Consider the following 10,541-nt stretch of genomic DNA (forward strand, 5'->3'; position numbering starts at 1 on the left):
TGTCGGGGCGTGCCCTGTCCGCGAGGTGGCCGGATGGCGGACAGCGCCGCCGAAAGGCGCCTGTGGTCTGGACCACTTGGCGGACCCGGAAGGTGTGCCGGACAATCCCGGTGGGGAGGGGTGGGGGTTGCCGCATAGTCTGTCGGACATGAGCAAGTCGCCTGGGGAGCGCGCGCCGGACCGGTCGTTCTGGTGGTGGAAGCGGCCGCGCAGCGCCTTCCTGGACATCGGGCTGGCCCTGCTCGCCGCGCTGGAGTGCGCGGTCAGCACGATCGCCTTCCTGTCCGCCCGGGTGGACCTGACCACCGCGGGCAAGGTCGGGATCGCGGTGCTCGCCACGCTGGCCGGCGGATCGCTGGTGCTGCGCCGGCGCTGGCCGGCCGTCCCGGTGCTGGTCACCCTGGTCGCGATGCCCGGGATGCTCGGCGTGCTGCTGCTGGTGGTGGCGCTGTACACGCTGGCGGAGACCTGGGAGTGGCCCTCGCGGCGCTGGCGGGTGGTGGCGCTGTCCGCGCTGGCCTTCGCCGAGGCGGTCGCCGTGATGATGGTGTCGATGCTGACCCCCGGCGACTCCGGGGTGGAGCAGCCGCCGCTCTGGGGCCAGGTGCTGATAGCCGTGCTGGTCGCGGTCGGGCTGACCGTCCCGCCGGTGGTGACCGGTCTGTACGTGGGCGCGCGGCGCCGGCTGATCGAGTCGCTCAAGGACCGCGCGCACGGCCTGGAGACCGAGCTGGACCTGCTGGCCGAACAGGCCCAGGAGCGGGCCCGCCGGGCCCGGCTGGAGGAACGCACCCGGATCGCCCGGGAGATGCACGACGTGGTGGCGCACCGGGTGTCGCTGATGGTGGTGCACGCCGGGGCACTGGAGCGGATCGCCGGCAAGGACCCGGAGAAGGCCGCGCAGAGCGCCAAACTGATGGGCGAGGTGGGCCGGCAGGCGCTGAACGAGCTGCGCGAGATCCTCGGCGTCCTGCGGATGGACGACGAGCGGCCGCCGGAGCCGGACTCGCTGGCCGGGCTGCCGCGGCTGGTGGACCAGTCCCGGGCGGCCGGGATGGCCGTGACGCTGACGGTCAGCGGCAGCCGGCAGGAGTTCACCGGCGAGGCCGAGCAGACCGCCTACCGGGTCGTCCAGGAAGGGCTGACCAACGCGCACAAGCACGCGGGGGGCGCACAGGTGTCGGTCCTGCTGGCGTACGCGCCGAACGGGGTGCGGGTCAGCGTGGTGAACGCCTGCCCCGGCGGGGAGCGGGGCGCGGCCCAGCTGCCCAGCGGGGGCAACGGGCTGGTCGGGATGCGCGAGCGGGTGATCGCCCTGGGCGGCACCTTCTCGTCCGGGCCGGAGGCGGACGGCGGGTTCCGGGTCGAGGCGGTGCTGCCGTCCCGGCTGGCGGTACGGGCCGAGCGGCTGCGGTAGCCGTCGGCCGTTCCCGGTGCCGTTCGTGCCGACGGGTGCCCCGGCGGCCGCTCTGGCGGGGCACCCCCCGGCCGGTCTTCTCCGGTCGGTCTTCCTCCAGCCGGTCTTCCGGTGCCCGACGCCCCGGTGCCCGCCGGCCTCTCAGTACCCGTGGGCGGTGCGCAGCCGTTCCGGAGCGGTGCCCAGCACCAGGGCGGTGATCGCCTGGTCGATGCCGTGGCCGAGGAACCACTCGCCGGTGTGGTCCAGGCTGTAGACCCGGCCCTCCTCGTCGACGGCCAGCAGCGCCTGCCCGTACGCCTCCTCGCCGAGCGGGGCGACCTGGACGCCCAGCGCCCGGCCGAGGTCGAGCAGGGTCCGGGGCTGGTGCAGGCCGCACAGCGGGTCGATCAGGAACGGGGTGCGGGCCAGTTGGCGGCCCGGACCGGACAGGTCGAAGGCGAGGCCGCCGAACTCGGCCCAGGCCTCCACCGCCGCCGGGAACACCGCGTGCCGCGCGCCGGTGGGCTCGCCGTGCCCGACCAGGGTGTCGGCCCACTCCTCGGCCTGCTGCATCTCCCAGCGGCCGGGGTGCCAGCCCGCCGACTTGAGTTCGGCGGCGACGTCGGCGGGGAAGCGCGGGCGGGTCCGCCCGGCGGCGCCGGTGGCCTGGTCGCCGGTGGCGGTCAGGGTGGCCGGCGGGGGTGGGGGCGGGCTGGGCGGGTTCAGGGCGGACTCCTGGGCTCGGGGACGGGGGACGGACCGGGCCGGCACTCGGCCGGTCAGCGCGAGGGGGGCCCGACGGCCACGCTCTGCACGGTGAAGTGCTCCAGCATCGGGGCGCAGGAGCGGCACGGCGGGGCGTGGGTGCCGTGCGCCGGATCACCCTCCTCGCGGATCCGGACGGTCGTCATCCGGGCGCCCTTGAGTGCCTTGCGCGCCTCCTGCAGGCTCATCGGCTTGCGGGCGGCGCGCTTGGAGCGTCGGCCGTCGACCGCGGTCAGGTACTGGGAGAGCAGGACGGCCTCCGGGCAGCGGCCGGTGAACCGCTCGCGGGCCTCCAGCGGCACGGTGTCCAGGAAGCCGGTGACCAGGTGGTGCAGGACCGGGCGGCGCTCGTCCTTGCCGCCCGCCAGGGTGTGCACCTCGCCGCCCTTGAGCGACAGCGCGGCGGCGACGGCGGGCAGCAGGCTGTCGCGGTGGTGGCGCAGCACGGGCGGGTCCGCCGGCTCACCGCTGGTCATCCGTCGTCCTCCTCCTCGTTGCCCGGTGTCGGCCGGAATGGCCCGGCCGGTCCTGGCCAAGCCTGTCAAACGACACCGACATCCGTACAACCGGGGTGCGGCGGCGACGGATACCGGGCGGATCGGACGGGCACCCGCCCGATGCTGGCGGAACGCGCTCCGCCGCGTCCTGACTTGTCCGCTGATTTACCGAAACCCCCTCCGGCCCGGACGGCGGCCGGTACCGTTCCGGCGGCGGGCCGGGGGAGCGAGGGCGGCGCGGCCGCCACCCCGGGGGTCGTCGGCCGGGCCGACTCCTGTGCCCGCGGCGGACGTTGAGGCCTCCGGGTGCCGCCCGTGCCGGCCCGCCCGCAGCCCGCGTCCCGTCAGCCGGGGCGCCGTGCCGGGCCGTTCCCGGCCGCCGGACCGGCCGTCCACGAACCACTCCGCCGCCCCGCACCCGCGCCTCGTCGGGGCGCAACGGGAGCGGGTGGCGCGGGCGCCGGGCGGACCGTGGCGGGTCGGTCCGTTCCCGTGCGGCTTCTCCACAAAGCCGGGGGTCCGGGCCTTGAGGGGACCCCCTAGGCTGGTGCCAGCAAGCACCGAGTATTTGCAGCAGCCAGTGGGGGCTCCCAGATGACGACAGGTCGGCCCGGCGTCGCCGCCGCACCGAACGCGGCGTACGCAGGTCAGGTGGTGCAGTTCCCGGATCCGGTCCGTGCCGAGCGGCACCCCGCCGGGGTCAGCGTGGACGAGTACGGCTACCCGGACTTCGGCCCGTACGCGGCCGCCGCGGCCGAGGTCGCCGACCCGCCGGACGGCTTCGGCGTGGACGAGCTGCGGCTGACCGACTACGTCTCGGCCAACGCCGCGCTCTACACCCAGGGCCACCCGCTCTGGGCCGACCTGGACACCGCCGTGGCCACCCCGCCCGGCTGGACCTGGCACCATGCGGTCGGCGGCGCGGCCCCCGGCTGGCGCCGGATGGAACTCGTCCCGGTCGAGGTCAAGGCACTGCTGCGGCACCACGGCGGCCTGGCCACCTCCGCCGCCGACCACACCCGCCGCGGCACCCGCCCGCTGCAGGAGCGCCGTCCCGTCCACTTCTCGCTGGCCAAGGACGGCGGCGACCCGATCGGCGTCGCCGAGGACCTGGTCCAGCGCGCCGAGGAGCGCCTCGGCTACCGGCTGCCCGGCGCCTACCGCACCTTCCTCAAGCTCGGCGGCGGCCGCGGCCCCGTCGGAGTGGCGCTGGACACCGACCTCGGTCTGCTGCTCGACCAGCCGTTCCTGACCCTCACCGAGGAGTACGGCACCGAGGACGTCGTGTACGCCAACAAGTGCCTGCGCGACCACCTCACCAAGGACTTCCTGGCCGTCGCCTACGCGCAGGGCGGCCTGGTCGCACTCAAGGTGCGCGGCGAGCGGACCGGTTCGGTCTGGTTTCACCTGTACGACGATGCCCGCGACTCCGGTGCCCCGGAGGCCCCGGAGGACCGCTGCGCCCGGCTGCTGCTGCCCTGTGGCGAGAACTTCGACGACTTCCTGCTCCGGCTGGCCGGCAGCCCGCCGGAGCTGGAGACGGTCGCGGAACTGATGGTGGACGGCGGGTTCGCCCGGGCCGTCCCGGTGGGCTGATGCACGGGGACGCGGCGGTGGCGGTGGTGCTGGTGGAACGGGGGACGACGAGGATGCGGACAGGGGTGAACCGGGCGTGGTGACGTACGCGCAGGCGCAGGAGCTCGCCGAGGAGTGGATCAACGGCGGGGTGCCGCGCTCGCAGCAGCGCGAGGTGCGGGTCCGGGAGTTCGACCTGGGCTTCGTCTGCTGGGCGATGCCGCCCGGGGACGGCGCCGGGGACGGGGCCGCGGGCCCGGACGGCCCGGGCGGTGGCCCGGGTTCGGGCGGGTCCGGCTCGGGTGAGGCGCGGCTGGTGATCGCGCGGGACTCGGGCGCCAGCACGCTCTGGCCCGCGCTGCCCGTCAACGAGGTCGTCCGGCAGTACGAGGAGGCCTACGGGCGGCCGGTCGCGGCCAACCCGGCCGGGGCGGCGAAGCCCGCGCCCGGGCCGGTGGAGGCGACGTCCTTCCTGCTCAGCCCGCCGCAGTGGCTGCAGGAGGCGGGGGCCGCGGCGATCGCGGCGGAGGCGGAGCGACTGGGGGCCGGTGTGCCTGCGCCTGCACCTGCGCCCGTGCCTGCTGCCGCGCCGACGCCTGCCGCGCCGACGCCTGCCGCGTCGGTTCCCGGGCCCGCCGAGGACCCGTTCGCCCCGCCGGTGCCGCCCGCGCCCGCCGTGCTGACCGAGCCGCCGGTCTCCGACCGTCCGGCCGGGGACGCACCGACCATGCTGGCCCCGCCGCCCGACGTCGCGCCGCCGGCCATCGCGCCGCCGCAGCCGGGCACCGCCGTCCCCCTGCCGCCGCCCGTCGAGCCGGTCGCGCCGTTCGCACCGCCCGCAGGGCCGCCCGCCGGGCCGCTCGCAGGGCCGTCGGCCGGCGCCGAGGCGGCGACCGTCCTGATGCCCGACGGGCTGCGGACCACCGGGTCGGACCGGCCCGACGCGCCCGCGCCGGCCGGCGCCGAGGCCGCGACCATGCTGATGCCGCCGGCGAGCGGCGGCTACGGCGTGCCCCCGGTCCCGCCGTCCGCCGTCCAGCCCCCGGCCGCCCCGCCGGCCCAGGCACCCGCTCCCGCCCCGGCCGCCGAGCCGGCGCCGACGCTGCTCGCGCCGCCGGACGCCGTGCCCGGGCTGATGGGCCTGCCGGGTGCCCCGGCCGCCGCGCCCGGTGCGACGCCGCCCCCGGCCGCCGCGCCCGGTGCGCCGGTGGAGCACGCGCCGACCATGCTCGCCCCGCCCGGGGGAGTGCCCGGCCTGGGTGGTCTGCCCGGCGCCCCGGCCGCCGCGCCAGGTGCGCCGGTGGAGCACGCGCCGACCATGCTCGCCCCGCCCGGGGGAGTGCCCGGCCTCGCCGGTCTGCCCGGTGCCCCCGGCACCCCGCCCGGCGGGACGCCCGCCGACGGCGCGCCGCAGGGCGGGCCGGGCCGTGCCCCGGGCTCGGCCCCGCCGCCGCCCCCGCCGGCCGCGCTGCGCGGCGGCCCCGCCGGTCCGCCCGGTGCGGGTGCCGCCCCCGGCGGGCTGGGCCGCGCCGGTGCCTCGGCCCCGCCGCCGCCCCCACCCGCGGGCCTGAAGGGCGCCCAGGGCTCCGGCTCCCCCGCCGGCGGCCCCGGCGGCCGGGCGGCCGGTTCGACCCCGCCGCCCCCGCCACCGGCGGGTCTGCGCGGCGGCGACGCCCCTGCGCCCCAGGGCACGCCGTCCGGCGGCACGCCCTCGGCCGGGGTGGCGTACGAGGCGACCCAGCTGGCGAGCGCGATCGACCCGGCGCTGCTGGGCGCGGGCCCCGCGGACCCGGGCACCCCGCCGTCCGGCGGTCCCGCCGTCCCGCCGCCGCCCGGCGGCCCGGCGGCTCCGGCCGCTCCCGCGGCCGGCTACGGCTACCCGAACGCGGGCGGCGCGGCGGGGGTCGTCCCCCCGGCGGCGGTGACCGGTTCGTCGCAGCCCGCGCCGGTGCCCCCGGGGGTGCCCGCGGTCGGCCCGGGGTACTTCGCCGCGCTCAGCTACCGCGGCCCGGACGGCTCGGAGCAGAAGCTGCTGCACCGCAGCGAGCCCGGCACCCCGCACCCGGAGTGGAAGATCCTGCAGGACCTGCGCCGGCTCAACGTGCCGCCGGAGCAGGTGCTGGAGCTCTACACCGAGCTGGAGTCGTGCGACCTGCCCGGCGGCTACTGCAACCGCATGATCGCCGCGTCCTGGCCGAACGTCAGGCTCACCCACACCGCGCCCTACGGCCGTGACCACGCCTCCCGGCAGGCCGGGATGGCCGAGCTGCTCGACCACCTGGACGAGCTGCACCAGCTGGCCTCCGGCGCCCAGCGGGTCCGCCCGTTCCGGGTGCCGCTGCCCGCGCCGGGGACGGTCCAGGCGCTGGCGCCGCTCCCGCCGCAGCAGCTCGCCCAGGAGATCGGCGCCGCCTTCGGGCAGAACCTGTTCCGCTACGAGCAGCGCGCCGTCTCCCGCCAGGGCGTGCCCGAGCCGGTGTCCCAGAGCCTGATGTGGGCCGGGCTGCCGCGCGACTTCGGGCCGTTCTTCTGGGCGCAGGCCCAGGAGGGCCGGCCGATCCCGACGCTCGCCGAGCTGGCCGCCGAGCGCGGCCTGCCCAACGGCCCGGACTTCGGCGGCTACCTGGTGCTCGGCAACGACTACGGCCGTCAGCTGTGCGTCCAGTACGGCACCGCGAACGTCGTCGCGGTGGACGTCGATGGAACCGGCCAGCCGCCCCGGTTCGTCAACAGCGGTGTACCGGAGTTCGTCCGCTCGCTGGCTCTGCTGGGCCGGATGTGGCGGCTGCGGTACGGGCTGACCCCGGACCAGGCCGGTCGCTGGACGACCGACTTCCAGGCCCAGCTCGCCGCGATCGACCCGGCGGCCCTGCAGCACGCGGACACGTGGTGGGCTGTGTTGCTGGAGCAGTTCTGGGACGGTCTGCTGTAGCGGACCGTCGTGGATCCTCGCAGGTGGGGAGGGGTCGTTCCGGTGCCCGGGGCGGCCCCTCCGGCGTACTGCCGTGGCTGTGCCTCGTTGGGGTTTTGCCCGGATCTGCGCAAAATAGGTCAAGAGGATGGGTCTACTCGTCCGGTCCTCGACGTATTCCGGTCCGTACGACGACCGAATCCGGCCCCCGGCTCCGAACCGGTTCCGGATCCGGCCGTTCCGTCCGATCATGGGCTCCGCAGCCCGCGAACGAGGGGAAGAGCCCATGAGCGACGCCGTCCCCCAGCACGGCTTCACCCAGGCCCGGCGCGGCTACGCGCCCGAGCAGGTCGAGCGAGCCCTTTCGGCGCTCACCGCCCAGCGAGACGAGGCATGGGAGCGGTTGAGCGTGCTGGGCGCCGGGATCCGGCAGATGGAGGCCCGGCTGGAGGACATCCGCCGGGCCGCCGAGGAGGCGCCGGAGCCCGACTACGAGGTACTCAGCGAGCAGGCCGCCGGACTGGCCGTGATGGCCGGGAACGAGGCGCGCGCCGTCCGCGACAAGGCCGAGCGCTTCGCCGAGGACCTGCGGGACGAGGTCTACGAGGCCGGGCAGACGCTCGACCGGGAGGCCAAGGAGTACGGCGCCACCACCCGTACCGAGGCCGACGCCGCCGCCCGCCGCACCGACGAGCGCACCCGGGCGGAGGCCGAGGGCATCCGCGCCGAGGCCGACCGGGAGAGCCGTTCCGCCCGGGACACCGCCACCGCCTACGCCGCCAAGGTGCGGGTCGCCGCGGCCGAGGCCAGCGAACTCGCCGAGGCCGAGCTGGCCGACCGGCGCCGCAAGGCCGACGAGACCTTCGCCGCGGCCCAGGCCGAGGCCGACGCCGAGGACGCCGAGGTCTCCTCGACCGCCGAGCGCCGGGTCAAGGAGGCGGAGCAGCACCGGGAGACCGTGCTGAACCGGATCAAGCAGCAGGAGACGGACGCCCAGGCCAAGGCCGACCAGCTGGTCGAGCAGGCCCGCCGGGAGGCCGAGAAGATCAACGCGGAGAGCGAGCGCGAGCAGCGCGAGTTCGACACCCGGCTGGAGACGGTGCAGCAGCACCTGGACCACATCAAGGCCACGCTGGCCTCGCTCACCGGGGCGGCGGTCGGCCAGATCGAGCCCGGGGCGGCGTTCCCGCGCGCGGTCGTGGCCGGGGTGCCCTCGGACGTGGTCCCGCCGGCGGTTCCGCTCCGGGCCTCGGCTCCGGTGGACGCGGACGCGGATGCGGATCGGGGCGACGGCCCGGTGCCGGTGGACTCGGAGGCGGACACCGGGGAGATCCCGGTGGCGGACCTGCGGAAGGCCTCCGAGAAGGTCGCGGGCGCGTCGCGGGCGGCGGGCGCCGCGTCCGCTGCCGCGCCGGCCCCGGCGAAGGAGGGGGCGGCCGGGGCGTTGCGGTCTCCGGTGGTCGGCGGCGGCGCCGCCCGGGCGTCCGCCGAGGACTCCGTGGTGACCGGACCGGTCGCTCCGGTCGCAGCCCCGCCCAAGCCGGCCTCGCCGCCCGCGGCGACGGCCGCCCGGGCCGACGGCGACGGCGGTACGGACGGCGAGGTCGTCGAGGCCGTCGAGACCGGGGCCGGCATCGGCGTCGAGCAGGAGCCGGGGGACGAGACCCGGATCATCCCGAAGATCATCATCGTGGACGACGGCAGTGGCTACGCGACCCCCAACACCGTGAGCTACCGCCGCCGTTGACGCCCCGCTCCGCCGCCACGGCCCCGGCCGGGAGCGCGCCCGGAGCTACCCGTCCACCTCGCCGGCGAGCAGCCGGGTGAGCTTCGCGTCCTGGGCCCTGACCGCCTCCTGCTGGGCGGTCAGGGCCTGCGCGTTGCGGTCGATCAGCTGACGCTGGTAGCCGGTCAGCGCGGCGAACCAGACGGCGGCCAGGTCGCTCGTCGTGGTGCAGCCCGCGTCGGCCCGGGCGGCGGCCAGCTCGGTCGGGGTCGGCTCCGGAGCGGCCCGGTACTGCCGCGGAAGCTCCTCCGGGGCGGTGGCGGGGAAGCCGGCGGAGGCCATGCAGGCGCCCCACCGCGCGGTGGCGGCGACCACCCGGGCGTCGCCGGCGGTGGCCGCGGTGGATTCGTCGAACAGCCGGGAGACCAGGTCGGCGCCGGTCGCGGGCGGCGAGCCGAGCCGCTCCGCCGCCTGCCGGTCGCAGTCGACCCGGGTGGCGTCGTAGGCATCGCCGGAGCCTGCGGGGGCGGTGTCCGGGCGGGGGAGCGGCCGCTTCGGCGGGTGGAAGCCGAGGGTGGCGGCGGCCTGTGTCCCGAGGTAGCCCCAGGGGCCGGCCGGCAGTGCGGTCGCGTTGTCCGGCGGCTGAACGGGCTGCAGCCCGTCCCCGGTGAACGCGGCGAATCCGGCCCGGTGCATGCACGAGACGACCAGCGCATTGCGTGCCCGGATCTCCTTCACGGCGCTCCGGTCGTCGGCCCGGTAAGCGGACAGCGGGAGTCCGGTCATTCCGCCGCGACCGGATTCCGGGGCGGTCGGCGAAACGATCTCCGGTGGTGTCGGCGCGGAATCGGCGGACGTCTTTCCGGAGCTTCCCGAACAGGCTGCGGACAGAACCGGCAGAACAGCCGTGAGGGCAATGGCGGTGAATCGCCCGAATTGGGCCGGACGTGGCAAGCATCTGCTCCGATCATCAAGCGCGGCAAGCGTGCCGCGACCCTGGCGCATGTCGCTGCCATGCATTCCCGATTGCTCCCCGATCGATTCCCGAGGTGGTCCGCGGGGCCTGGCTTGGCCGGAAAGCGGCTGTCCGGTGCTGCCCGGCCGTGCGAATCTCTGGAGTCGCAACCGCCACCGTTGGAGGGGTTACATGATTCGCCGCACGAATCCTCGGACCGGCCTTCGGAACAGAAATGCGAAGGTCCGCGGGCCGGGCTCCCTGGTGCTTCTCGCGGCCGCCGCCGCGACACTGCTCCCGGTGTCCCCGGCGCACGCCGTGAACCGGGTCGACTGCGGAGGCCGGGACGATTTCGCGAAGGTGTACAACTACGGCTACAGCGGGCAGCTCTGCTTCGCGAACGACGGCTGGATGGCCGTGCGCGTCTACAACGTCGACCGGATCGACGCCGGCAACAACAAGGTCGTCACCTACCTGGGCGGCGGCCTCGGCTCCTGGACCGTCTTCACCTGGGACCGCTACGACTTCAACGCCAACCAGGGGCACGAGGTGATGATGTACGACGTCAACCTGTCCCGCTGGTAGCCCCCGGCCGGGCCGGGAGCGCAGACCGGACGGGTGCGGACGTCCGGGGCGGGCAGGCGCGCGGGAAACGGAAGTAGGCCGAGACCCGTGGCGCCCTCCAGGAAAGGGCGCCACGGTTCCCGGCGCTT

Annotated in this window: 8 protein-coding genes; 5 read left to right on the top strand and 3 right to left on the bottom strand. The window is 76.4% G+C overall.

The annotated features are described in order from the left end of the window. Positions 1 to 148 precede the first annotated feature (148 nt). Entirely contained in the window at positions 149 to 1,417 is a 1,269-nt protein-coding gene (locus AB0D10_RS23010; protein ID WP_360259334.1) for a histidine kinase, read from the top strand. Positions 1,418 to 1,558: 141 nt separating this feature from the next. Here AB0D10_RS23010 and AB0D10_RS23015 read toward each other — a convergent pair whose 3' ends face one another. Then, positions 1,559 to 2,086, bottom strand: a complete 528-nt coding sequence (locus tag AB0D10_RS23015) for an SUKH-3 domain-containing protein (protein WP_360259390.1) — start codon at positions 2,084 to 2,086, stop codon at positions 1,559 to 1,561. Between the two features lie 92 nt (positions 2,087 to 2,178). Continuing rightward, positions 2,179 to 2,640 (bottom strand): YwqJ-related putative deaminase, encoded by a 462-nt coding sequence (locus AB0D10_RS23020; protein WP_360259337.1) that lies wholly within the window; start codon positions 2,638 to 2,640, stop codon positions 2,179 to 2,181. A 615-nt stretch (positions 2,641 to 3,255) separates the two neighbouring features. Between AB0D10_RS23020 and AB0D10_RS23025 the strand changes: the two genes are divergently transcribed. The 3 genes from AB0D10_RS23025 to AB0D10_RS23035 all read left to right on the top strand — a co-directional run bounded on the left by AB0D10_RS23025 (position 3,256) and on the right by AB0D10_RS23035 (position 8,894). Next, the gene (locus AB0D10_RS23025) at positions 3,256 to 4,257 is read left to right on the top strand and encodes an SMI1/KNR4 family protein (RefSeq protein WP_360259340.1); all 1,002 of its coding nucleotides are present in this window, start codon (positions 3,256 to 3,258) and stop codon (positions 4,255 to 4,257) included. 76 nt (positions 4,258 to 4,333) lie between these two features. Next, the gene (locus AB0D10_RS23030; RefSeq protein WP_360259342.1) at positions 4,334 to 7,168 is read left to right on the top strand and encodes an SUKH-4 family immunity protein; all 2,835 of its coding nucleotides are present in this window, start codon (positions 4,334 to 4,336) and stop codon (positions 7,166 to 7,168) included. A 265-nt stretch (positions 7,169 to 7,433) separates the two neighbouring features. Beyond that, positions 7,434 to 8,894, top strand: coding sequence for a hypothetical protein (locus AB0D10_RS23035; RefSeq protein ID WP_360259344.1), 1,461 nt, complete (start codon positions 7,434 to 7,436; stop codon positions 8,892 to 8,894). A 45-nt stretch (positions 8,895 to 8,939) separates the two neighbouring features. Here AB0D10_RS23035 and AB0D10_RS23040 read toward each other — a convergent pair whose 3' ends face one another. Then, on the bottom strand, positions 8,940 to 9,659 hold the full coding sequence (locus tag AB0D10_RS23040) for a hypothetical protein (RefSeq protein ID WP_360259346.1): 720 nt from the start codon (positions 9,657 to 9,659) through the stop codon (positions 8,940 to 8,942). Positions 9,660 to 10,128: 469 nt separating this feature from the next. On the opposite strand from AB0D10_RS23040, the gene AB0D10_RS23045 reads away from it, so the two are divergent. After that, positions 10,129 to 10,413, top strand: coding sequence for a beta/gamma crystallin domain-containing protein (locus AB0D10_RS23045; RefSeq protein ID WP_360259348.1), 285 nt, complete (start codon positions 10,129 to 10,131; stop codon positions 10,411 to 10,413). Positions 10,414 to 10,541: the final 128 nt, after the last annotated feature.

The sequence above is a fragment of the Kitasatospora sp. NPDC048545 genome (genome assembly GCF_040651155.1).
Lineage (GTDB): Bacteria > Actinomycetota > Actinomycetes > Streptomycetales > Streptomycetaceae > Kitasatospora.

What these genes read in the sequence shown, in the direction of transcription:
- AB0D10_RS23010 (WP_360259334.1), top strand. Translation starts at nt 149, where the DNA reads ATGAGCAAGTCGCCTGGGGAGCGCGCGCCGGACCGGTCGTTCTGGTGG.
- AB0D10_RS23020 (WP_360259337.1), bottom strand. Translation starts at nt 2,640, where the DNA reads ATGACCAGCGGTGAGCCGGCGGACCCGCCCGTGCTGCGCCACCACCGC.
- AB0D10_RS23025 (WP_360259340.1), top strand. Translation starts at nt 3,256, where the DNA reads ATGACGACAGGTCGGCCCGGCGTCGCCGCCGCACCGAACGCGGCGTAC.
- AB0D10_RS23035 (WP_360259344.1), top strand. Translation starts at nt 7,434, where the DNA reads ATGAGCGACGCCGTCCCCCAGCACGGCTTCACCCAGGCCCGGCGCGGC.
- AB0D10_RS23040 (WP_360259346.1), bottom strand. Translation starts at nt 9,659, where the DNA reads ATGACCGGACTCCCGCTGTCCGCTTACCGGGCCGACGACCGGAGCGCC.